This is a genomic window from Rhodococcus sp. NPDC057529 (assembly GCF_042802055.1).
Taxonomy (GTDB): domain Bacteria; phylum Actinomycetota; class Actinomycetes; order Mycobacteriales; family Mycobacteriaceae; genus Rhodococcus_F.
In genome coordinates, this window is the sequence record NZ_JBHVEY010000020.1 from 35840 (window position 1) to 59018 (window position 23179).

Genomic DNA, 23179 nt, shown 5'->3' on the forward strand with positions numbered 1-23179 from the left:
ACCCGCCTGCCGCCGGGGCGACTGGGTGCAGGACACCCGCCGCCCACGATTCATGTTGCGGCATTCATGTTGCGGCCGAACCACACCGGGAGAGCACCGAATGGACGACATCGCCGCGGATCTGGCTGCAGCAGCCTGGTCCGCCGCCCCACCCGACGACGACGCCTACCTCGGCGACCCGGGCCCGATCGACGAGATCATCGACGCGATCTGCGCACCGGTCGACGACGACCCGTTCGCCGTCATCGCCGACGGGCCGGGACCGGTGGATCTGTCCGCCATCGACCTGAGCGCACTCGACCCGGATCCCACCGAACCCCCGACGCTCTCCCCGCCGCAGGACGCGCCCGCACCGGCCGCCGAACAGTTCAGCATCACCCCAAACTCCCCGGTCGACGGCACCGGCGGGGACGGCGTGTACGGGGACCCGGTGGAATGGTCGGTGAACTGGTTCTTCCAACAGGTCGACGGCTACTGCGGGCCATCAAGCGCCGCGCAGGTGATCGCCCAATACACCGGCGTCGTCATCGACGACCCCCAACAGCTGGTGGACCGGGCCCTTGAACTCGGACTCATGCAGGACGGCGACCCCGCGCAGGGCATGACCTTGCCGAACCTCGAGATCCTCCTCGAAGACCAAGGGGTGCCCTGCACCGTGCAGGACGGCACGATCGACGACCTGAAAACCACGCTCGAGGCCGGCCACGGGGTGATCGCCATGGTCGACTCCGGGGAGATCCGGAACCCGGACCAAGAAGCTGGGGAAGACGACACGGCCGACCACTTCCTTATCGTCGCCGGCATCGACGACACCCGCGGCGTGGTGATCCTCTCCGACCCCGGCGCCCCGGACGGCAACCAACTCGAGGTGCCCATCGACCAGTTCGAGGACGCCTGGGCGGACTCGGGCCACAAAATGCTGGTCGCCGACGCCCCGGATCCCGACCTGGCCGACCACCCGCACCCGGTGGCGGCGTCGGTGGCCGCACCCGATCGCCGGTGGGCGATGATCGACCTGTCGCGGTAGCCGCTACCAGCCGACCGCACCTGGGGCGTGCACACTGGAGAGGCCACACCGACCACGGTGACGGTGATCGGAACGATGCCGGCGATCGGCGGGAACCTTTCGCCGCACCGGTGCATCCAACCAGGGTGGGTGTCGGTGGCGGCGCCGACCTACGCGAGGAAACGAGGTGAGAGCAGCAGTGGACGACGACTCCGTCCTTGCCGCACTGGGGGTATCGGGTGCGCTGCCACCCGTGCCCGACGAGGTGTGGGCCCGCGCCCTCGAGGTCGCCCTCGACCCCACCACCGCACCCGTCGACGCCGACCTCGTCCCCGACATGGACGACGTCCCGGTCGTGCCCGAGGACGACGAGATCATCCTGCTCGACGACGACGACGGCGACGACGGCGACGAGGCCGACGAGGACGACCTCGACACCGACGCTGACACCCTCCCCGGCCTGGACCTCCAACCCGACGCCAACGAGGACACGGATGTGCACCTACCCGCCGGGCAGGATCTCGACCTCGGCGACGACAGCGTCGACCCGTCCACCCTCGGCGCCGACGACGATCCCGGCATCGACCTCGGTGGGCACCACGACCTCGACCCGCTCTGACCAACCAGCACACCCCACCACCCCGGGCCCCGGTCTGGGACCGCATTCCTGGCTCGGGCGGCTGTATGTGACGGCGGGTACGATTCCCTCGGCGCCCGGGGGCGGCAACGACAGTGATCACGGCACGGGGGGACCAGACATGGACGACGCGGACCTGATCGCCGCCTGCCGCGCCGGCGATCACCACGCCTTTACCGAACTCGTCGGCCGCTACCGCACCAACGCCTGGCACGTGTGCCTGCAGATCACCGGCAACACCCACGACGCCGAAGACGCCCTGCAGGACACCCTCACCGCCGCCTGGCAGAACCTCCCCAAATTCCGCGGCGACGCCCGCTTCAACACCTGGCTGCACCGCATCGCCGCCAACGCCGCCCTCGCCGTCGTCCGACGCCGCAAGAACACCGACAGCCTCGACGACACCGACGGCGACTACGGCATCGTGCTCGAAGACCCCGCCCCCCGATTCGACGAGCAGATCACCACCGTCGACGCGGTCCGCCGCGCCCTGGCCCAACTCCCCGAAGACTTCCGCGTCGCCATCGTGCTCGCCGAATTCGCCTCCCTGCCCTACGCCGACATCGCCGAACACCAAGGCGTCACCGTCGCGACCGTCAAAACCCGGATCCACCGCGCCCGCAAACAACTGGCCACACTCCTCACCCCCGCGATCGACCCGTAAGCCGCCCGGGGGAGCCTGTCGTATGGGTTCGGATCGAATGCGCCCCCGCGGTCGTGTCCCCGGCGTGCGGGAGGATGGGCGGGTGAGCGATTCTCCACTGCTGCCCGACGACTACCGCGACTTCCTCGACCACCTCAAAACCCAGGTCCGCCAAGCCCGGATCCGCGCCACCCGGGTGGTCAACACCGAGTTGCTGCTGCTGTACTGGGACCTCGGCCGCGCCATCCTGGACCGCCAGGCCGCCGAGGGGTGGGGAAGCAAGGTCATCGACCGACTCGCCGCCGACCTGCGCACGGAGTTCCCCGAGATGCGCGGATTCTCCCGCAGCAACCTGCACTACATGCGGAAAATCGCCTCGGCATGGCCCCGGAGCGCATTCGTCCAACAAGCTGTTGGACAAATCCCGTGGGGACATGTGACCGTGCTCATCGACCGCCTCGACGACCAGGACTCCCGCGACTGGTACGCCGCCGCCGCGTTCGAGCGGGGCTGGTCCCGCAACGTCCTCACCCATCAGATCCGGAACCGACTCGACCAGCGGATCGGGGCAGCACCCTCGAACTTCACCGACCACCTGCCCACCGGTGACTCCGACCTGGCGCAGCAACTGGTCCGCGACCCGTACGTCTTCGACTTCCTGGACCTGACCGATAGGGTCGCCGAGCGTGAGCTCGAGGCGGCGCTGATGGCCCGGTTGGAGCGGCTGCTGCTCGAACTCGGGCACGGCTTCGCGTTCGTCGGCCGGCAATACCACTTCGACGTCGACGGTGACGACTTCTACATCGACCTGCTGTTCTTCAACTGGATCCAGGCCCGCTTCGTCGTCGTCGAGCTGAAGGTCGGCCGGTTCGAACCCGAGTACGTCGGCAAGCTCGGCTTCTACGTCTCCTGGATCGACGACAACCTGCGCGACCACCACAAGCACGCACCGACCATCGGGATCCTGCTGTGCGCCGGACGAAACGACAACGTCGTCCGCTACTCCCTGGCCGGAACCACCGCACCGTTGGCGGTCGCCGACTACACCTACGACACCCTGCCCGCACCCGTTCGGGAACTCGTCCCCACCGACGACGAACTCGCCTCCGCAGTGGGGGAGACCCTCACCCACCTGGCGGAGACCCCGACCACGCCCGCCGACCCCGATCAGTGACCCCTGGCCTCGGTCAACCCCGCGCCGATCGAAATCAATTATCCCGCAAAATATCTGCGGCGCCCAATGGCTGATCGGTGAGAAGTGTAACGGGTGTCATGCTCTGCCCATTGTCGCCGAACAGCCAACGGCCAGCGGCGGCGAGCGGCGCCCGTGCGATCGATCAGACGCCCGCGCCGCGCCGACGGTCCCAACCCCTCGGCTACCGGGGCACCACAATCTCGCCGCGACAGACCCACCCGGCTCACGATGACCGCGGCAGCGCACAACGCGGTCGATGCCGTGGGGTGCCGGATCGCCGTCCCCGGGAGTATTGGAACAATGGCCGGTGATGAGCGAGACGAACATGGGCCGCGTGCCGGTGGGGGATCCGATCCCGCTCCGGTTCGATCCGACCACGAAACAACGACTCGAGGAGTACGCCGCCGGCATCGGGCCCCGCCGTTTCGGGGCGTTGGTGCGGGTGGCCGCCCGGCGCCTTCTCGCCGACCCCGACCGGGTGCCGGCGGCCCTGACCGCGGCCCGGCGGGCGTCCGCCGAGGTCCGCCGCATCCCCTGGGCGGAGCGACCTCTGAACCTCGACCCCGCCACCCGCACACGCCTGAACGACCTCGCCCGCGAGTTGCACACCGACCGCAGCACGATCGTCCGCGTCGCTGTGCACCGCTTCCTCACCGCGGCGGGACGATTCCGCCACCCGGTGCTCCGCGAAGACGCCCGCACCGACCTGACGACTCGCACCCGCGTGTACCTCAACCGCTCCACCCTCGACCGACTCGAGCGGCTCATCAGCCGCCACGGCGACGCCCCCACCGCCGCCGCGATCCGGGTCGCGGTGCGTCGACTCCTCGACGAACCGGGCGATCTCGCCGCCGACCTGACCACGATCGGCGCCGCCCGCGACCTGAAACCGGAGACCTTCGGCGCGCGCTCGAACGTGAACTTCGACGACGACCTGCGCGACCAACTCGACAACCTCGCCGAACGGCTCGACTCGAACCGCGCCGAACTCATGCGCCTGGCCGCCCGCCAGCTTCTGGCGAACCCGCGGGACCTCGATCAGGCGGTGACCGAGGAGATCTACCGCGGGGACGCCAACCGGGCCACCCTCCTCGCCCGCGACACCCGCCGTCGGCAGGCCGCGGCCGCCGATCAACTCGCTCAGATGCCTCTTCGGGCGCCGAGTCCGCAGGGGAACCCGTTCGGGAAACGGCACGTTTTCATGCTCGACGAGGACACCAAACGCCGGCTGGAGGAGCTGGCGGACGAGTACGGTCCCCGCCGGGTCTCCGCGCTGCTTCGGGTGGGGATCCGCAGACTCATCGGGTCCCCGTGCGCCGAGGCCGATCTCGCGCAGGCCCGCCGGGTCGCCGCCCAGGCGCGGACGCTGCCGCACGACCCGGTCACCCTGAGACTGGACTCCCAGGCGGCGGCCCGCTTCCTGGCCCTCGCCGCCCGCTACGAGGCGTCGCCGCGGGACCTGGTCGCGGTCGCGGTGCACCGCTTCCTCACCGCCCCCGGGCACTACAAGGCGGAGCTGATCGACGAGGCCGGCGCATCCCGGCTCGATGAGAGGATCACGGTGTCGCTCCGCCCCTCCGCCCTGCGCGACATCGAGCGGCTCGCCGACCGCCACGGCACGCGGTTGAGCTCGGCGTTGGTGCGTGTCGCGGTGCGCCGGCTCCTCGAGAACCCCGGCGACCTCACGGGCGACCTGGAGACCGTTGCGCCGGTGCACGACGTGCGTCCCGCACCGCGGACGGCCCAGGTCGGCGTCGCCCTCGACGACGAACTCCTCGTCCACCTCGACGCCCTCGCCGACCGGCTCGGCTCGGACCGTCAGGAACTGGTGTACCTGGCGGCCAAGCGCATTCTCCGCTTCCATCACAACATCGAAAACCGGATGCTCGACGAGATGTTCCGCGCCCCGATCAGCCGGAAACACTTGCTGGCCAAACATGCCCGCCGCGAGAAGACTCGTCGGTCAGACCGCGGCAGCGGCACCTGAGCTGCGAGAGTGGGCGGTGGGTCGGGCCCGCATCACCGGAGGATCCCATGTCTCGGTTTCTGCGCTTCGCCCTCGTCGCGTCCACGGCAGCTGCCGCTCTGGTCCCTGACCCTGATCGCGGCTCCCGCACACGCCGCAACACCACCACCTTCCTGCCCTCCATCGCACTGTGTCCCATCCGGGTGTACGCCGCCCCGAACACGGCGTACACCCCGGTGCACCCGATAGGGCCAGAGTCGGCTGCTTCTGCGCCGTACAACCGGCATGTGAGCTGCGGAAATGCTTCGCGGGTCCTTGGGTGATACACCGTATCCGGCCCTCCTGCCATGTGTCGACCGTCACGTAATTCCGACTTATATGAGTGTCAGCGGCGTGACGGGGTTCAGCTACCCGTTATGTTCCGTAGCAGACCGGAGGGCTGACTCGCGTAATTCCTGTCACCCACTCGTCGGGTTGACCCGCATGGGGTGTGTCGACCCTCCGGTCTGCGTTCGCGGAGTGACTGGAGAGAGGCGTGACCCCAAGCTGCTGTGAGAGGTGCTTGAAGTCGGATTGTCCTCCGCGGATTCCCAACCCAGGCAGAGAAGGGAACCGTCTTCCATGATCGTCATCGGCATCGATCCCCACAAGTCCAGCCACACCGCGACCGCGGTCGACCCGGCCACCAACACCGATCTCGGCTCGATCCGCATCGACGCCACCCTCACCGGCTACAAGACGCTGATCGCCTGGGCCAAGGCCTGGCCCACGCGCAAGTGGGCGATCGAGAACGCCGAGGGACTCGGCCATCACCTCGCGCAGTGGCTGCTCGTTCTCGGAGAAGTCGTGCTCGACGTTCCGACCACCGCCACCGCCCGCGTGCGGGAACTCTCCCGCGGCGGCCGACGCAAGAACGACCGCATCGACGCCGCCGCAGCGGCCTGTGTCGCCGCGCTGCAGGGCGATGCCCGCCCGGTGGACCCGGAGGGGCCCGCCGATGTCCTGGCCTTGCTCGACGAACGCCGAACGAACTTGTCTAACAGTCGAACCCGTCTCGTCAACCAGCTGCATGCGTTGTTGCGGCAGTTGCTCGTGGGCGGTGCTCCGACCTCGCTGACCGCGGCTGCGGCCACCGCCTTGTTGCGAGGCTTCCGCGTCCGCAGCGAGGTGGAGCGGGCCCGGGTCGGCCTGTGCCGAGACTTGATCGCCGACATCCGGCGCCTCGACAGCCAGCTCGCGGCGAACGAGAAGCAGATGGCCCAAACGCTCGACGAGCACGGCACCCGTCTGCGGGAGGTGGACGGGATCGGTGCGGTGACCGCCGCCCGGCTGATCGGTCGCACGGGACGGGCCAGCCGGTTCCCGACAGCCGCGGCCTACGCGAATTACAACGGATCCGCGCCGGTGCAGATCGCCAGCGCCGACACCGATCGCCACCGCCTCTCCCGGTACGGGGACCGGCAGCTCAACAGTGCGCTCTACACCGTCGCGGTGGTTCAGATCCGAATGCCCGCCAGCGCCGGCCGCGGCTACTACGACAAGAAGATCGCCGAGGGCAAGAAGCCGGCAGCGGCGAGGCGCGCCCTCAAACGTCACCTGTCCGATCATGTCTGGCGCATCATGCTCGCCGACGAGAAACGTCGATGCCGACTAAACGAAGCGGATCCCACAAGGGCGGCTTGACAAATAGAGAGGCACCCCATGCTCGGGCGTGCTGAGTTGAGGGTAACCCGCGCGGACGGGGTGCCGGATCAAGTTGCGCTGGCGGTGCGGTGTCCGGGTCTTTTGCGGGGTCGGTAGGACGGTCCGTCCATCAGGGTTTGGTGGCTGGTGTTGATGAGTCGGTCGAGAAGGGACTCGGCGACGACCGGGTTCGGGAACAGCGGGTACCAGTCCTTCGGGGCGCGGTTGCTCGTCAGGATCAGGGGCTTGCCGGCGATCGCACGATCGGAAACCAGATCGTAGAGGTCGTCGGATTGGGTGGTGGTGTGCTCACGCATCGCGAAATCATCGATGATCAACACCAGCGGCCGGGTGTATTCCCGCATCCGCTGACCGATGGTGCGGTCGGCATGGCCACCGGCCAGGTCGGCGAGCATGCGGGAGCACTTGACGAACCGCACGTCCCCACCACGGCGGGCGACGTGATGACCGAGTGCTTGTGCCACATGGGTTTTGCCGACACCGACAGTTATCGCCGGTTTGAGCTGAGAATGACTTTGTTTGCGCTGGTCATGACGTTTCTGCGATTGATGCTGTGTGGTTGGTGGCGGTCCCTTGGCGGGTGAGTTGGCGGCGCAGGTCGAGGTTCTCGCCGTGGGCCTGTTCGAGGGCGTCTCGCAGGGCCCGGACTTCGGTGCGGTGCTGTTTCTTCAGCTCGATGATCTGCTGGCTGAGTGTGTGGATGAGGTTGTTATCCGAATCCGGCGCGGTGGTGTCGGGGTCGACCGGTCGGGGGTTGGCGCGCAGCCGTTCGATGCGGGGTCGAAGTTCGGCATGGTTGTAGAGGAAGGCGTGGGAGACGCCGGCTTCGCGTTGGACTGCTTGGAAGGTGACGCGTTCGCCGCGTTTGAGCAGACGCCGGATGGCCTGCTCGGCATCGGCGGTCTTGCGGGTGGATTTGGACTTGGCAGCGGCGACCAAGGCAGCTGTGCGGTCTGCATGTGTGGTGGTCACGGTCGTGTCCTCCGTGTGATGGGGATGAGGGTGAGTGGGACGGGGCCGGTCGTGGCGGCGTGAGATCCACCGCCTTGGATGGCGCGGCCGGGGTCTGTCGGCAGTGCTTCCAGCAGCTTGGTCAGTGCCGCCTTCTCGGCGCGGCGGTGTGTGAGCCAGACGTTGTCGTCGGGCATGGGGCTGCCATGTCGGATTTCGAATTCGGCTGTGGTGCGGTCGATCAGGGTGGTTGTGTTGTCGAGTTGGCGCTCGAGGACGGTCCGGTGGGTGGCGTCGGTGGCGAACACCGAGCACGTGAGGCAGGCGTTGCCCTTGTCGCAGGATTGGAGCGGTGGCAGTAGACACCAGCCGTTGGGCAGGAATCGGTCGGCTCGGTCGAACAGGTGCATGCTGTCGTGGTCGTCGCGGGAGAACTGGATCCGGGTTCCGTCGGCTTTCAGTTTCACCGTCGCGAGGAACGCTTGTTCGGCGTGCTGTTCACGGGCGGCGATGTAGTGCATGGACATCGTCGGGGTGGCATGGCCTGCGTAGCGTTGCAGAACGTGGATCGGCAGACCGAGCTCGGCCAGCCGGGTCAATCGGGTGTGGCGGAATCGGTGGGTGTGGCTGAGTCTGATCACGCGGCCTTGGCTGTCGGTGAACTGCACCAAGTCGCTGAACTCACGCAGCATCCAGTTGTAGGTGCCTTGGGGATAGGGTTTGCCGCCGGTGCGGTTGCCGACGCGCTGGACGAACAGAAACCGCGGCTCGTGGTCGGGGAATTTGTCCCGGACCCAGCGTTGCTGCTCACCGATGACCTCGGTCACTTCCCGGTCGACCAGGATGGTGTCTGGTGCGATATCGATCTTCGATTGCGCATAGTGGAATCGTGCGATCTTCTCAGTGCCGGGCGCGGTGACTGTGGTCGCAGGTGGCGCGGTCAGACAGTCGAAGGCGCAGGTGCGGATTTCGCTGGCGCGACGGCCGGTGAGGATCTGCATCAGAATCATCCGCATGGCTTGTGGATCGTCGAATCCGTTGGCCTGCAATTGTGTTCCATCGCCGCGGGTGATGATCATCTGCTGTTCGCGGGGCAAGCCGAGCAGCGGCAACGCCGCCAGGATCTGGCCCATGGCGTGGTCGTCGACGTAATGGTCGTCGTTGAACTCGCGCGTGCGCTTGATGCGGGCGACCTGCCGGAACCAGCTGGCGGCGTGCGCCTCGGTGACCCGTGACCACGGCTCGGCGCCGAGCAGCCGGTGGGCTTCGTCGCGGTTGTCGGCGACGAACGCGAACAGCTCACCGACCGCTCGCAGGTCGTCGTTGATCTGACGTGGATGCACCGGTCTGTCGGCGAATCGGCGGTCGTTGCTGCGCAGCAGCCGGTTGGCGGGGTCGGCATCCCAACGCCGGAATGCCGCCGCCTGCGCGGCGGCGTTGGCGGGGTCGCCGAGGATCTGCAGTGGGTCGTCGACAGTGCTCAGCCACCGGTCGAACCTGGTCAGGCATTTGACTCGTTCCTGGCTGACCGTCGACCACCGTAGGGTGCCGGCCTCGAGTGCGGTCCCCAGATACCATTTCGCTGCCTCTCGCAGCCAGCGATGACGGATCTGGCCGGGCGAACAGCCGTAGTTGGCCTGCGGTTCCCGCCCGGTCAACGGTATCCGCGGATCGCAGCGCGGGTGCCATTCGTCGAGATCCCACCAGTGCCCGTCATGACAGCGCGCCAGCAGCGCCAGCCGAGCGAACCGGAACATCACCCGCAGCCGGGCGATGCTGCCATGGGGCGGCAGCCGCCCCCATCGGGTCGCATAGAACCATCGCTGCAACGCCGCGGCCTGATCCCAGTCCATCGCCCGGATCGACGGTGGGAACGGATGCTGTTCGCGGATCGCTCGTCGGAGGATGTTGGCCATCTGATTGGTGGCCAGGACGGAGGAGCGGGTGCCGTCCAAGGCCTGCCAGTGCGCCATCCAGGCCAGCTCGGCAGCAATCGTCTCCGGCAGGCCGTGCAGCTTGATCCGGGCCTTGGCGTTCTCGGTGATCTTTTCCCAGTTGTCGATAGCGGGTCCGATGATCGGTCCGCGCCATTGCGGCGGCAGCTCCTGCAGGAGCTGCCAGATCGGGTCGGTGTCGTTGGCCGGGCGCAGATAGGGTGGCCGCTGTCCATTCATTCGGTCACCTGCCAGTCGGCCGCATATGATCGCCAGTTCGCCGCCGCCCGCAACGCCTCGTCCTCGCGAACCCAGCCGTAAAGGTCCAAAGTCGTTTGGACATGAGCGTGACCGAGCCGCCGCGACACCACCCACTCCGGTGTCCCCGCCAGCAACAACGCGGTCGCATGGCTGTGCCGGAACCAGTGCGGAGACCAACCCTCGGCACCGATACCCCTTCGCCGCAACGCCTTCGTCTTGTCCCGCACCGTCCCTTCCCGTAGCGGCGACAACAACGGCGGCCGGCTCAGATTCACCAGCAACGGCGACTCGACCCCCAGCGGCAGGCCCAGCTCGGTTGCTCGGCAGGCGATGTGGGTCAAGTAGTCCGCGAACAACCGCTCCAAGTCTGCGCCGACATAGACCCGACGCGGGCGCATCATCTTCACCCGCGCCCCGTTCGCGTTGTCGTCTCGCGGCACGATCTCGACGAACGGTGTCCCGCCGCGACCCATCACGAAGTCACTGATCCGCAGACCCAAAGCCTCACCCAGCCGCATGCCGGTCTCAGCCAGCAGCGCGAACAGAAATCGGTCCCGCAGATTCCCGACCCATTCACCAGTGGCAGAATCGAACACGGCGCATCCGTTCAGGATCGCCTGGATCTGCCGAGGCAACAGCAGAGGTGGCCGACCAGTGCGGCGGTGACCGCGGCGCACCCGCACCAGCGACGACGGTCGCGGTGCCGCCCGAGCATCCAGATGCGCCAGCAGCCCCCGCGCCGGCATCCGCCGCGGTGCCCCGCGCATCAACCTTCCCGCGACCGGAACCCCGAAAACCGCTTCCTGCCAACGATAGAACGACATCACCGCCGCCAGCCGCGCCTCCAACGTCGAAGCCCCCGGTGCCTGCTCCTGCGGGACCAGGCTGTGCTCAACCATCCGGCCGTTGCGCAACCACGACAGGAACCCCGTCACCGCAGGGACACCGACGTCCCGCCACTTCCCGACCTCGTCCCGCTGCTCCAGGAACGTCCACCACTGAGCCAACGCCGTCGCATAGCCGCGCACCGTATTCGGCGACCACAGAGTCCGGTGAAACTCCAACCACTCCTCGACCGGATCAACCGTCCGATACGACGCATCGACCACCGTCCACGTCCGGCTCCCACCAGGCGGTCGCACCGCCAGCCCGTATGCCACAAGCACCGCTCCCCATCGTTGTTGCACTCCCTCTGATAACCGAGAAACAACGATCACAAAGCAAGATCAACAAACAACGTCGAAGACGTTTAATGAGAGTCGACGAACTCCCGTTGATAACGACAGGTCCGTAGAGAATGACCGACTCGCCGGCGTCGAGCCAGCGCAGGGCGGCCAGGTCCCGCAGCATCGCCGCCGGGAGTTTCGGGTTGGCGGTGAAATCGAAGTCCTCGAAGGTGGCTTGTTGCTCGAATCTTGCCCGCCGCAGCCGGCGGGCCAGCGCCGCGGTTTCCCGGCGGGCGATTTCGTCCTCACGCAGTACTTGGAGGAATTCGAGGTGTCCGAGTTGCCCGTTCCGGGTCTGGGCGAGCCGGGCGTCGAGGGTGTCGAGCATCCCGGTCAACTTCAACGTCTTCAACGCGGCCCGCAGGCTGGGGTCGTGAATAGTCATGACGATTCCTAGGGTGTGATGGAAATGGTTGGCGTGCAGAAGGTGTCGATTCACCGGTCAAGTTTCACGCGGTGCGTTCGGTGTCGAAGGCGTCGGGTCCGCGCAGGAGTGCCGGTGCCGGCGCGGCGGCCGGTGCCGGCCGTCCGTCGTGTTCGGTGCCGGCGGCGAGGATGCCCTTGACGGTGCGGTAGCTGGGGTCCCCGACCTCGAGGGCGCGGGCGCACGCCGCGTCCAGGCGAGCGTCGTCGTAGCGGTCCCGCAGCCGGACGATGCCCTGAATCGCCCGCAGCCGGTGCAGCGCGTTGACCTGCGATAACTCGGCGACGACCGCGACCGCGCCGAGACCGATCTGCTCGGCCTGCGCCCGACACCAGGACACCGTCTGCAGCGTGTAGGCGATCTTGTGCGGCGGGTAGTGCTCGGGGTTCGTCGACCGCCCCGACAGGTGCAGCACGTGGGTGGCGACCACCTGCTCGGTGTGGAAGATCTGCACCACGTCGCCGCTGGTACGCACCAGCACCTGCTGACCGATCAACCGCCAGGGCACCGAATACAGGGCCTTACCGGCCTTGACGTGACAGTCCGGGGCGACCTTGCCGACCTGGTAGTGGACCGGGTCGAATGGTCGCGGTGGAAGTGGTGCGAGACGGTGCTTTTCGACGGCATCGAACACCGCTGTCGGCTGCGCTCCGTCGAGACCACGATGGTTATGGCGACCGTAGACGTCGGCGCACCAGGCCAGGGCGGCGTCCTGCATCTGCGCCAGCGAGGTGAACTCCCGGCCCTTGAAGTACGAATCGCGGATATAGGGCATCGGGCGCTCGATCCGCGGTTTGTCCTTTGGTTTTCCGGCACGAGCGGGGTCGATCAGCAGCCCGTAGAACAGGGCGAGTTCGGCATAGGCGCGGTTGATCTTCGGGTCATACAGATCCGGCCGGTCCACCCCCGTTTTGAGGTTGTCGCAGACGATCCGGGCCGGCGTGCCGCCGAAGAACTCGAACGCGGCCACGTGCGAGGCGCACCACGAGGACTGGTCCATCCGCAGCACCGGCTGGACGAACAGCATCCGGGAGCAGGACAGGATCATCGCGAACGCCCAGACCGCCACCCGTCGGTCGGTGGCCGGGTTGCGCCACATGCCGAGCTTGCCGTAGTCGACCTGGGCCTCGTCACCGGGTGGGACCGCACCGCGGGGCACGGTCACCTTCGACTCCGCCACCTTCTCGGCGAATTGCGCTGCCACATAACGTCGTACCGTCGATTCCGATACCGCAACGCCGTGGTCGTCGCGTAGGCGTTGCGCGATCGTCGCGACCGTCACCGACGCGGTCAGCTGCGCGTCGATCCAGTCGTGGTGCGCGGCGATCGCCGGCCACGTCACCGCCCGCGCCGCCGGGTCGCCGACCTCCGGGAACCACCCGGCGATCAGCTCCCACCAAAGCGCCTCGTCGAACTTGCCGCCCTTGCCAGGCTCCAGCCCGGCCGCCAACGCGGGAGCCAGGTATTTCCGGATGGTCTTGCGGTCGATTCCCAGGGCCGTCGAGATCTGCACCTGAGACCGGCCGGCGTGCCAATGCCGGAACAACTCCATCAGATCGGTCATCGTCCACGTTCTCCTTGCCACCGTCAGGCCCCTTCCCGGGCCCGTTGTCGGTGGCCCAGTCAGGAGCGAACCTGCAGCAGCGCCGGAACCCCGGCCGACACGCCCCGAGGGTGGGGAATTACGTGACGGCCGGGTGGGGAATTACGTGACGGACAAACCCCTCAACCTGGGGAATTACATGACCGCTGACAGCCATGTTCTCCCATCCGGCCGGCAGGTGGTGAAACTGTGTGTGCCGACACCGCTGCCTACATTCGGGGGTGTCGACTGCCTGTCGCTCACGAGAAGATGAAGCGAGGAAACGATGAAATACGCAGGTTCTACAGGTAACCCTGCATATTCGGTTGGTGCGTATGCGATCTATTCGGGTGACGGCTGTCAGGGACGAGTTTCATCTGTCAGCTGGCGCCATGGGCGCAGGGCGTTTGCGTGCGCTCGGACACCACCTGGAACGGTGCCAGCTCGTCCATATCCGCGTCATTCATGACCGATTCCACACCCGTGGTCGCGAGGTATCGGACGCCTACACGGTTCACGTACGGATACCAGCACGGACCGGTACTTCGATACACCACGCCCTCCGGAACGTCCTTCCAACTGCTCCAGGTGCCGTGATGCACGGTAGTCATTCCCGTCTCTCTCATCTGAGGTCCTTGCGGCCTTTCTGGCCCACGGTTGCGCCGATTCAACGGCGCGGTGTCAATGGACATGCGAAAGTCCGGGTGGGTGGACATGAGAAGTGGTCCCCGCCGGTCGCGCGTGATATTCCGGTAACGACCCGCCGGAGCCAAGCGAATGGGTGTAGTTCGCACCGAGGCGGATTCGCGGGCGAGGTGAAGAGATCGAAGATGGCGAGTTCACCGCGTTCGGCATCGGCGATCGCCAGGGTGACATCGGTGTTCCGCAGAATGAATCTGAGAAATTTTCAGCATGCTTGCTTGTCGTAACCGTCCGGTGAACCGGTGCCGTCCCACGCGATAGCGGCGGCAATAGCGCGCAACCGTGCGGTGTGCATCGAACGAGGGTGACCGTTCTCGTCGTGACCGTGACCGAAGTAGCACCAACCGTGGTCGTAGATGACGTGTCCGCGCCGCCCCAGCACTACACGCCAGTTGTACGCCATACGCATTACGTCGACGCAATGCTCATCGTCCAAGTCTTTGACGTGGAATCCACCGTCGATCGGTGTCATCCCGTCGATAATGTCGTTCACGGTGTTCATGCTAAGCGCGGGACAATGCCGACGCGAACAGGACGAGTGGGTGATCAGTTCGGAATCTGCACTGTCCACATCGATTGGATCTGAGCTGATGGGGGACGTCTCGTGTCCGCGGCCCGGGCCGCGGACAGCATTGCTATCGAGGCTATCGCTGCTCGCAACGCTATCTGAGTAGCCGGGTGCGGTCGGGCAGCAGGCGCAACTCCGACGAACACCTGTTGACTTCAGCGCTGTGTCAAGAGTGCTTCGATGAGCGCGGTGGCTGATGCGGTCTTCGCCGCGGTTTTCGTGGTCGCGTCGGCGGTGGCGGTGTGGCCGGCGAGGTGCACGGTGGCGGTGAATCGGGGTGCGTGCGCGGGTCCGTCGGTGCGGAATTCCCACTCGGGAGGGGGCTGATTGTTGTTCTGGGCCAGGCTCATCAGCCAGGCGGTCGGGTTGGAAAGGGCCTTGGATTTCTTCGCCCCGTCTAGATTCAGTGCGGCCGGCGTGGTCTTCCGATGCGGTTCGACGGACTCGGCGGGCCCGGAATCCTCCGGCGCCGGTGGGGGAGTCGATGGCTCCGGAGGTGGTGGCGTGGTGGGCCATTCGGGTTCGGTGTCGGGGTGGTCGGTGCCGGTCAGTTGCGCGCGTAGCGCCGCCCAGAGGGCGGCCTGTTCGGCGGGCTTCTTCGCCGCGGCGGTGGTCCAGGGTCCGCGGATGCTGCGGTGGGTGGCGCGGGCGGCGAACAGTGGGTGGTGGTCGGCGCCGTTGCGCCGGGTCTCGAGGTCGGTGGGGGGTTGGTCGGGGTGGGTTTGCCGCCACACCGACACCACGCTCGGGCCCATCTCCGGATGGGTGTCGGCGAGGGTGTCCAGGATTCGGAGTTGGATCGGGCGCCAGGTGGGGTCGTCGGCGTCGATCAGGACCGCGACGTCCGGGGCGGTCAGCAGGTCGGCGTCGACGCGGCGGGCGAGTTCGGCGGCGATCTCGTCGCGACGTGGTGCGGTTGCTGCGGTTTTGAGGACCTTGTGGAAGGTGCGGGCATCGAGGGCGGTGAGATCGCGGGCCGCCTCTTGGGCGACGATGCGGTGGTCGGCGTGTTTGAAGTGGTTCTTCTTCGCCTCCCGAGCGGCGCGGGTGCGCCGGTTCAGGTCGGCGCCGAGGGCGGCCAGCTGATTCGGGGTGTAGGGGGTGGGGGTGTGGTCGAGGTGGGCGAGGATGATCCGCTGGTTGATCAGGTCGGCGACCCGCCGCAGCGGGGAGGTGACGTGGGTGTAGGCGCTGAGCCGAAGGCCGTAGTGGCCGTGCACGGTCGGGTCGTAGGTCGCGGCCCGCAGCGTCGACAGCAGCCGCCCGCGGAGTTTCGCGAACAGGTCCGGGTCCCCGGCCGCGGCGGCGATCTCGGTCATCAGCTCGTCCGTGCTGCCGGCGACCGGGTTGGGTCGGTGGTTGCGGAACAAGATCGGCAACCCCTGCTCCACACACCACAGGGCGACGGCCTCGTTGGTGGCGATCATCAGCTCCTGGACGATGACGTAGGCGACGGTCCGCAGTTCCGCGGCGATCGCCACGATGGCCCCGTCCTCATTGGCCGCCCATCCGCGGGTGAGGTCGTAGAACGCCAGCGCCCCGCCGTCACGGCGGGCGCCGAGCAAGACTTGCGCGGCGGCATCCGCCGCGGCCATTTGGGCGTGCAAGGGATGGGCCGGGTCGGTCAGGATGCCGGGCACCTGGGCGTGATCGACGGCCGCGCATCGTCCGGAGGGGATCTGTCCGCGGCCGACGGCGGTGTCGATCAGCCGGCCGTCGGGGGTGAGGGTGCCGGTGACCCGCAGACTGGTCCGCGCTGCGTCGGTGGTCAGGGTGGCGGCCTGTTCGGCGGTGTCGCCGAGCATCGGGACGGTGCGGCCCGGCAGGTATCGGGTCTCGGCCCGCAGGAACGCCTGCTCGTCGGCGACCGACCCCAGGTCCACGACGTCGGCGACACCGGCGATATGAACTTCGACCGCCCACCCGTGGCCGCCGGGAAGAGGGGTGACGGCGAAGGCGTCGTCGCGGTCCCGCGCAGTCGCGGAGTCGATCATCAGCAGCGTCGACAGGTCGGTGGTGGTCGGTGATGCCATGGTCGCTTGCCCCCTTGGTTTCACTACAGTCTTCGACGATAACCGGCTCCGGACGCTGCGGGTCGCCGACACACGACGCGCTGGCCAACCCCCAGGCAGGTGGCGTTTCTCGTGCGAGGTCCCCAGGGACTGGTGTGCGGTCAGCATTGCGGGGGTGTCACTACCCCGGCCGACGATGTGGACGGTCGTGGCGGTGATTCTCGCGGGGCAGCACGAGCGGTCACGATGAGGACGCCGAGCCCGTCATCCGGCCGAACACGACGATGCCCGCAATCCAGGTCCCCGGTCTCGTGGGATGTCCTGCTCGACGTCGACGTCTCCGAGCCCACGGACATGATCGTCTGAGGTTGTGCCCGCACACGGTCACACACCCAGCCCCGCGGGCCTGCGATTCGGCTCGGTGCGTCGGCACACAGCCGGGGGCCGAAGGGGGATGTGGTCCCCACAAGGGGCGTTCCGGGGTGCACTGGAACTACACCTACGGCTCTGTACCCACCGAAGGCGACCCGTCGGTGGACGCGTATGCCACGGGCAGCTGGGATGACGTGCGGCGGGCGTATCGGCGGGGTGTGCTCGCAGGCGACGAGTGGGCCCTGTTCGAGGGCACCCGCACCGCACGTCAGCCGCAGCGCGCTACGGTCCGGCGGTGAGCGTGGCCGGAGGACCACTGTGCGAAACAGTTTCTCGGCAACTGGCGCACCTGGGCCACCTCGGGCCGCCGCTGCACCCGGACGGTGGCCGGAGCACCCTCGACCTGCACGCGAATGATCGCAGTCGGGGCACCACGAGCGGCAACGGCGAGACGGGATCCGGTTTCCTCTGGGCGTCCGCCGGTAACTGGCGGCCAACGACCCGTTGCCGAGTGGTGGGGTCGCGGCGCGCAGCCACGCCCACGGTGGCCGGGGTGTGTGGACATCGCGCAGTGTCGGTGACGACCTCTACGCTGACGGTTGCACGATGGCAGGTGGTAGCGGCGAAGGACGCGGACTCTGTGTCCCCGGTCGTCGTGGACGGTTGCCACCGGTGTCGGATTAGTTGAGGACGGGAGATCGACATTCATTCGCACAGCCAGGAGTTTTATCTTGCGGAGATGACTCGTGCCACTGAGGAGGCTCGCACGCTGAACCGCGTGCAGTGGGCGTTCATTGCCGCCGCCGGTGCCTGTGCGGTGCTGCATCTCGTGTTTGACGCGTGGTGGTGGTTTCTGGCGATGGTCTTCGCGGCGGGAGCGGTTGTCGTGGCGATTTTTCAACTCTGGGTGGTGCGAAAGGGGTTGAAGGCGTCCCGCGCGTTTCGTGCCGTCGGTTCGGACGGACCCGCAAAAACGTGAGGGCTGAAGTCGGCCTTGTCAGATGTGGTGAAGGAGATCGGGCAGGGATGAGGTGATGGTGGCGTGTGCTATCCACATCCTCCCCGGAGCGGGGTCGCCGGGTGTGCCAGGTCTTCGACCGCCGGGCGGCTGCAGGTGAATCCGATCCGGCCGAGAATGCGTGTGCATTCCCGGCCCGGCCCGGCCCGGCGTGTGCAGAGCTTCGCGAGTTCGCCGTACGCGGCCTTGCCCGGCAATTCGGTGAGCTCGGATGCAAACGACTGCCAGACGGCCTTGGTCCCCACGTATGCGTCCGGGGAGCCGGAGCAGTACCAATCCGGGTCGGCGCCCCCCTTCGCCCCAGCCGCGGCGGTCGCACTCGGTGATGGTGGTCCTGAGGACCTGTTCGCCGTCGGGCGTTCGACCCATTCCTGGGTGCGGCGGATCGGAAGCTGCCAGCACACATCGGGACGTCCCGGGTCGGCGCCCCGCTGGTTCCCCACCATGAGGAGATGCGGACGTACGGGCGCGGCGAGGGGGATCGGTCAGGTCGCGTCGCTGGGGTCGGCGCCGGTCACGGCCCGGGCGGTGGCGGCAACGGCGGGATCCGTGCCGGTGATCGTGCCGCGTGTCTTCCCGGAGAGAAGTTCGAGGACGTCGAGTGAGGGGCTGGCGACGGCAGCGGTTCCGAGGGTCGGACTGCCCTTCGTGCGCCAGCCGAGGCCGAGCAGCAGGTTGCGGAGCTCGCGGGTCCATTCCTCGGCCGGGATGCCGCTCCCGACGACGGCGAGTGCCAGCCAGCCCGCCTGGCGGTCGAACTCGGTTCTGCTCACCGGTAGTCGGGAGAGGATGTGTTGCCACAGCGCCAGTGGTTGGTTACCGCTCCGGCGGGCGAGCGCGGTCGGCGCCAGCCGGCCCTTGCGCACACGCACCAGGCCAAGCGCTCGCGCGCTGTCGCGGAGCTGCGCGACCGGCCAGGTGAGGTCTTCGCGGTTCGCCTTGCCGATCCACCACCCGGTGACGCCGGTCCGCTCGGCGAGTTGCTCGACCAGCGCCGGTGGAAGGTAGCCGGCGCTGGTCAGCCGCACCCCGTCGCCGATCAGGTCGAGGAGGACCAGGTACGGCTCGATCAGGCGTGCGGCGTCTGCCTCGGTCACCTCGAATCCGGCGGGCGACGCCGACCGTTCCAGCAGCTGCGTGAGTGCCCGGTTGCCGGCCCGCTCCAGTTGCTCACACAGCGCGGCCAGCTCCCCGGCCACCCGGAGCGGCGCGGCCACCGCCGCCGCGAGAGCGGTGTTGGCCTCGTCGACGTCGAACAGGTCGGGGTGCCAGTCGAGCGGCAGCCAGTCGCGGGCGTGGCCGGCGTCCTCGAACGGGGCCGGGACGGACCCCGGGTCGCATCCGCCGCGCACCCACGCCGCCAGCTCCGTGTAACCCCCGATCCCACCGCAATCCTCGGGCGGGCAGGCCATCCGGCCACCGGTGCAGCGCACCTCGGCGGGCGGCTGGTCGAGGACCGCTTCCACCGCGAGCACGTGGTCCCAGCCGTCACCGAAGTCGTACTGGTACCAGAGGCGGTCACCGGTACCGGTCAGCACCTGATCGAGCCGGACGCCGTCTTCGAGCACGCCGTCCTCGCCCTCCTCGACGTCGAACGGTGTGACGAAGTACGGCGACCGGGGATCGCTGCCCGTGCGGAACCGGTGCAGGTGGCCGTCGAACCACCCCATCGCCGCCTGGATCACCACGTGCAGCCGGTCGAGGGCGAGGTCGCCGGGCAGCTCGAGCCGCCGCCACACCGGCGGTTTGGCACCGGCCAGGTCGAGCCGGACCCGAAAGCCGCGGATGCGGGTCGGGGCAGCACCGACCATGGGCTCGGGGGTTCGCAGCGCATTCTCGATCAACGCCATCGAACGATCCGCCCCGATCGCGCCCAAGAACGACTGTTGCTGCTGCGGGGACAACTCGGCCATGAGCTGCTCGGCGAGCCGTCGTACGTCGTCTGAGGTCGGCACGACACCAGTCAACCATCGACGAGAACCGGCATGCCCCGCCGCTCCACGAACCAGCACCCGCCGCCGCGATACTCGGTGTGCAGGCTCGTCCTGTCCCGATCGGCACCGCGCCGATCCAGGACTCGAGCAGGCACGTCTTCCGCACCCTGCGGTGAGGAATCTGAAGTGGCAGGTCGGGCTTCGTTGAAGCTGCTGCGGGGCCGGACTTCGCCAGTGGATGTTGCTTGATTTCGCGTGAGTATCCGTGGTGGAGAATTCCCACGGCGAGACGGGTGACCAGTCGGTGGCGCCGATATGCTGGATGCCGCCGAACGGTATCCACGGACCTTCACCTGGCCCGACATGTGCGGATGTGTGCAGACGCGGGAGCCTGTCGATCGGTGAAGCAGAATGGGGTGCCATGGACGATGCGGAGTTGGTCGAGCAGGTGCGGCGGCGATGGGAGCAGGGTGTCCCGCCGAAGGTGATCGCACGTGCGCTGGGTGTGCGGCCGTCGGTGGTGACGCCGGTGGTGCGACGAATCGCCGCCGAGGCCGACGTGTCCCGAGGCTTGGGGCGGGTGCTGGGGTGCTGGGTCAATTGTGGCTGGAGTGTCGGGCTGGGCCTCGACGGGCATCCGGAGTGGGCGGAACTGGACGCTCCCGCCGGTGAGGCCGAAGGCTTCGCGCAGGTGCTGGTGGCACGAGAGGGACGGCGTGGTCGGGCGACGCTGCGAGGCTACCTGGCCGATGTGCACTGCCTGGGGGTGAAGAACGCCCGTGATCCCGAAACCATGGATGCGGGCAGGATCCCCACCGCTATCCGCACGTACTACGCGGCGTTCGACCGTCCGGCGGTGGAGATTCCGATCGAACTCGGCCGCGAACTGATCCTGGGGGCGGCGGCGTATGCGCGCGGACTCGGTTTCGAGCCCGCCAGCGCCTTCGATGAGGATGCCGCCGCGTTTCTGGGTGAGTGGGACGGGCCGGGTCGGATCGAGTTCGGTAGGGACGGTCAGCCGTTCTACCTCAACGGGCCCTACGACAATCCGGCTGCCGTCATTGCGACCCTCGAGCGGTCCGTGGGTGCGGGGAACTTCCACGTCTCGGTGGCCGTGGGACCGATGTGACCGCCACGAACACACCTGATACCAAGGGGAACGCCCGGCTCCACGGGCCGTGAGCCGAGCCTCAGCCCACGCCGGCACGTGAACCGCACCGCCACGACCAACCGGACATCACAGGCGGACCGGCATCGGTATTCGGTTGGATCATGGTGGACAAGCGGGTCGATGTTCGTTGTCGGCTGCACCGCGGGCAGTGTCCCCTACGGTTGTTTCGAGGACGAGCCGGACGGCGACGCATTCGACGTTGCGACCGGATCCGTTCGGCTGACCTGGCACGCGGCCCCGGCCGGACGGCCGATCCGGCCCGGCCCGGTCGACTCGACCCCGGTCCTCCATGTGTGCTATCGATCGCCGGCACCCACTTTTCGAGTGTAGCGGTGCCGAACGTGCATGCCGAGAACGGATTCGGTTGTGGTGGCGTGTCTCTCGGACCTGACTCCAGATCCAAACCGGTCGCGAATGGCTACTACGGGGCAGTCGGCCCACCGCGTGTCGAGCTGATCGTCAACGCACTGGCCGAGCATGCCGATCTGCCAGAGGCAACGCGGAATCTCGGAACGGTGGCGGATTCGCCACGTCACCGCCAACCGTTCTCAAGATGTGCGCGGTCGGCTATCGGTGTCCGGCGCGCTGTCTGCGTTTGCGGGCTGTGTCCGGGCGGCGCCGCGGCCCGCTTGTCATCCTCGGGGGATAGCACGCACGTGGTTGTCGGTGACGGTGGAGCTGCTCGGCGGACGTCACCGGCGGCGGGGACGTTCATCTCGTCGAACAGGATTGGTACACCTGTCATCGACGGGCACCGGATCCGAAGGTGGTGGGGAAGGGGCTGGGTCCGAGCGTGAGGGTGACCGAGGTGGGGTGGAGTCCGACGTGCGGCCAGCCGGTGGTGACGGTCAGTGACCTGGTGGTCGGGTAGGTGCCGATCCAGTACTGCGGTGTGGTGCGATACGGCCCGGATCCGTCCTGCCCGGAATCGGGTGTCGGGTGGAACGGGTCGGCGAACCCGGCGAGGTCGTCGGCGCCGAGGTGCACGGCCAGGTAGGACCATTGCGCCGACCAGTCCCCGGGGTCGGTCAGGGGCCGGGTTTCGTAGCGCGCGAAGTCGGCGCGGACACCGGTGACGCGCAGCGTGAACCGCAGCCCCAGCCCGGACGCGAACGCGGTCGCCGCCGACAGCTCGAGGGCGAGGTCCTTCTCTGCCACGATCGGCATGCCCGTGTGCACGACGATCCCTCCGGTGGTGGGCGGCGCGAGGGCGGGCCAACGATGGCGGCGCATGCTTCATCGTCGCATCACCCGGCCCCGAGGTGCCTGTGAATTTCCTGAGAGTCCCACTCCCAGAAAGTAATTTGAGGCCACAACCTCGCAGGCCGGTAACGGAAGAGCGGGGTGCATATCCACCACAAGCGTGCTGCCGCCCGGGGAGCGTATCTGTCCGCTCCCCGGTAGCGGGCGGGGCATTCCGGCCGGATCAGAGGGCGGCGGTGACCAGACCGGCGACGCCGGCGACCGCGACGAGCGCGAAAAGGGCCAGCGGAAACAATCCGAGGGCGGTGCACGCCAGGGTCGTCAGCAAGACCAGGCCGATGATCACGGCGATCCCCGATTCCCAGGACTCGAGCAGCGCCATATCGGTCGGCGCAGCCTCGTCGCGGCCAGTGGCGGGCTGGGTGGTGCGCAAATGCGGGCCGGGGATGGCGGTCACGGGGTGCGGATCCTTTCTGGGCGTTGCTGGTTCGTGCGGGTCCCGGTATCGGGTGCAGAAAATTTAGCACTCTCTATGGTGGAGTGCTAATGCAATATTGCCGTCGGCATGTTGCGGTGAACGCCGTGGTCGACCGCACACGGTGGGAGGCACCTCGGGTCAACCGCGGACAACGGACCCCCGGGAGCGGGCGGTCCAACCGTCGGCGGACCG

General features: G+C 67.8%; 19 protein-coding genes and 3 pseudogenes. 9 read left to right on the forward strand and 13 right to left on the reverse strand.

Annotation, left to right across the window (positions count from 1 at the left end; translation table 11 throughout):
• Nucleotides 1–100: 100 nt before the first annotated feature.
• From ACFU5V_RS31615 to ACFU5V_RS31640, 6 genes are all read left to right on the forward strand, one after another.
• Nucleotides 101–1027, forward strand: coding sequence for a C39 family peptidase (locus tag ACFU5V_RS31615; protein ID WP_378703844.1), 927 nt, complete (start codon nt 101–103; stop codon nt 1025–1027).
• A 166-nt stretch (nt 1028–1193) separates the two neighbouring features.
• On the forward strand, nt 1194–1625 hold the full coding sequence (locus tag ACFU5V_RS31620) for a hypothetical protein (protein WP_378703846.1): 432 nt from the start codon (nt 1194–1196) through the stop codon (nt 1623–1625).
• 139 nt (nt 1626–1764) lie between these two features.
• Entirely contained in the window at nt 1765–2307 is a 543-nt protein-coding gene (locus ACFU5V_RS31625; protein WP_219453662.1) for an RNA polymerase sigma factor, read from the forward strand.
• A gap of 82 nt (nt 2308–2389) precedes the next feature.
• Complete coding sequence (locus ACFU5V_RS31630) at nt 2390–3460, forward strand: YhcG family protein (protein WP_219453660.1); 1071 nt, start codon at nt 2390–2392, stop codon at nt 3458–3460.
• A gap of 331 nt (nt 3461–3791) precedes the next feature.
• Complete coding sequence (locus tag ACFU5V_RS31635) at nt 3792–5468, forward strand: ribbon-helix-helix protein, CopG family (protein ID WP_378703847.1); 1677 nt, start codon at nt 3792–3794, stop codon at nt 5466–5468.
• Nucleotides 5469–6068: 600 nt separating this feature from the next.
• Nucleotides 6069–7130 carry an IS110 family transposase gene (locus ACFU5V_RS31640; protein WP_124396474.1) on the forward strand — a complete coding sequence of 354 codons (1062 nt, stop codon included), beginning with the start codon at nt 6069–6071 and terminating at the stop codon, nt 7128–7130.
• 68 nt (nt 7131–7198) lie between these two features.
• Here the strand turns inward: ACFU5V_RS31640 and ACFU5V_RS31645 are convergent.
• The 9 genes and pseudogenes from ACFU5V_RS31645 to ACFU5V_RS31685 all read right to left on the reverse strand — a co-directional run.
• Nucleotides 7199–7636: pseudogene (locus ACFU5V_RS31645) on the reverse strand (ATP-binding protein); the annotation flags it as partial.
• 43 nt (nt 7637–7679) lie between these two features.
• Nucleotides 7680–8123, reverse strand: coding sequence for a DUF6262 family protein (locus tag ACFU5V_RS31650; protein ID WP_378703850.1), 444 nt, complete (start codon nt 8121–8123; stop codon nt 7680–7682).
• A complete protein-coding gene (locus ACFU5V_RS31655) occupies nt 8120–10276 on the reverse strand; it encodes a tyrosine-type recombinase/integrase (RefSeq protein WP_378704019.1) in 2157 nt (718 codons plus the stop codon). The genes ACFU5V_RS31650 and ACFU5V_RS31655 overlap by 4 nt, the downstream gene beginning before the upstream one ends.
• Nucleotides 10273–11457 (reverse strand): tyrosine-type recombinase/integrase, encoded by a 1185-nt coding sequence (locus ACFU5V_RS31660; RefSeq protein ID WP_378703852.1) that lies wholly within the window; start codon nt 11455–11457, stop codon nt 10273–10275. Before ACFU5V_RS31660 ends, ACFU5V_RS31655 begins: the two co-directional genes overlap by 4 nt.
• Before the next feature lie 121 nt (nt 11458–11578).
• A pseudogene (locus ACFU5V_RS31665) lies at nt 11579–11908 on the reverse strand (ATP-binding protein); the annotation flags it as partial.
• A gap of 64 nt (nt 11909–11972) precedes the next feature.
• Nucleotides 11973–13511 carry an IS21 family transposase gene (gene istA, locus ACFU5V_RS31670; protein ID WP_378703854.1) on the reverse strand — a complete coding sequence of 513 codons (1539 nt, stop codon included), beginning with the start codon at nt 13509–13511 and terminating at the stop codon, nt 11973–11975.
• A 398-nt stretch (nt 13512–13909) separates the two neighbouring features.
• Nucleotides 13910–14140, reverse strand: a complete 231-nt coding sequence (locus tag ACFU5V_RS31675; RefSeq protein ID WP_378703856.1) for a hypothetical protein — start codon at nt 14138–14140, stop codon at nt 13910–13912.
• A 296-nt stretch (nt 14141–14436) separates the two neighbouring features.
• Nucleotides 14437–14724 carry a hypothetical protein gene (locus ACFU5V_RS31680; RefSeq protein ID WP_378703858.1) on the reverse strand — a complete coding sequence of 96 codons (288 nt, stop codon included), beginning with the start codon at nt 14722–14724 and terminating at the stop codon, nt 14437–14439.
• A gap of 230 nt (nt 14725–14954) precedes the next feature.
• The gene (locus tag ACFU5V_RS31685; protein ID WP_378703860.1) at nt 14955–16832 is read right to left on the reverse strand and encodes an RNB domain-containing ribonuclease; all 1878 of its coding nucleotides are present in this window, start codon (nt 16830–16832) and stop codon (nt 14955–14957) included.
• Nucleotides 16833–17293: 461 nt separating this feature from the next.
• On the opposite strand from ACFU5V_RS31685, the gene ACFU5V_RS31690 reads away from it, so the two are divergent.
• Both ACFU5V_RS31690 and ACFU5V_RS31695 read left to right on the forward strand, forming a co-directional pair.
• On the forward strand, nt 17294–17482 hold the full coding sequence (locus ACFU5V_RS31690) for a hypothetical protein (protein WP_378703862.1): 189 nt from the start codon (nt 17294–17296) through the stop codon (nt 17480–17482).
• 479 nt (nt 17483–17961) lie between these two features.
• Nucleotides 17962–18162, forward strand: a complete 201-nt coding sequence (locus ACFU5V_RS31695; RefSeq protein ID WP_378703864.1) for a hypothetical protein — start codon at nt 17962–17964, stop codon at nt 18160–18162.
• 68 nt (nt 18163–18230) lie between these two features.
• Here ACFU5V_RS31695 and ACFU5V_RS31700 read toward each other — a convergent pair.
• Both ACFU5V_RS31700 and ACFU5V_RS31705 read right to left on the reverse strand, forming a co-directional pair.
• Nucleotides 18231–18614: pseudogene (locus tag ACFU5V_RS31700) on the reverse strand (hypothetical protein); the annotation flags it as partial.
• A gap of 72 nt (nt 18615–18686) precedes the next feature.
• The gene (locus tag ACFU5V_RS31705; RefSeq protein WP_378703866.1) at nt 18687–20156 is read right to left on the reverse strand and encodes a plasmid pRiA4b ORF-3 family protein; all 1470 of its coding nucleotides are present in this window, start codon (nt 20154–20156) and stop codon (nt 18687–18689) included.
• Nucleotides 20157–20556: 400 nt separating this feature from the next.
• On the opposite strand from ACFU5V_RS31705, the gene ACFU5V_RS31710 reads away from it, so the two are divergent.
• Nucleotides 20557–21264, forward strand: a complete 708-nt coding sequence (locus tag ACFU5V_RS31710; RefSeq protein ID WP_378703868.1) for a hypothetical protein — start codon at nt 20557–20559, stop codon at nt 21262–21264.
• Nucleotides 21265–22047: 783 nt separating this feature from the next.
• Here the strand turns inward: ACFU5V_RS31710 and ACFU5V_RS31715 are convergent.
• Complete coding sequence (locus ACFU5V_RS31715; RefSeq protein ID WP_378703870.1) at nt 22048–22539, reverse strand: hypothetical protein; 492 nt, start codon at nt 22537–22539, stop codon at nt 22048–22050.
• 193 nt (nt 22540–22732) lie between these two features.
• Nucleotides 22733–22966, reverse strand: a complete 234-nt coding sequence (locus ACFU5V_RS31720; protein WP_378703872.1) for a hypothetical protein — start codon at nt 22964–22966, stop codon at nt 22733–22735.
• Nucleotides 22967–23179 lie beyond the last annotated feature (213 nt).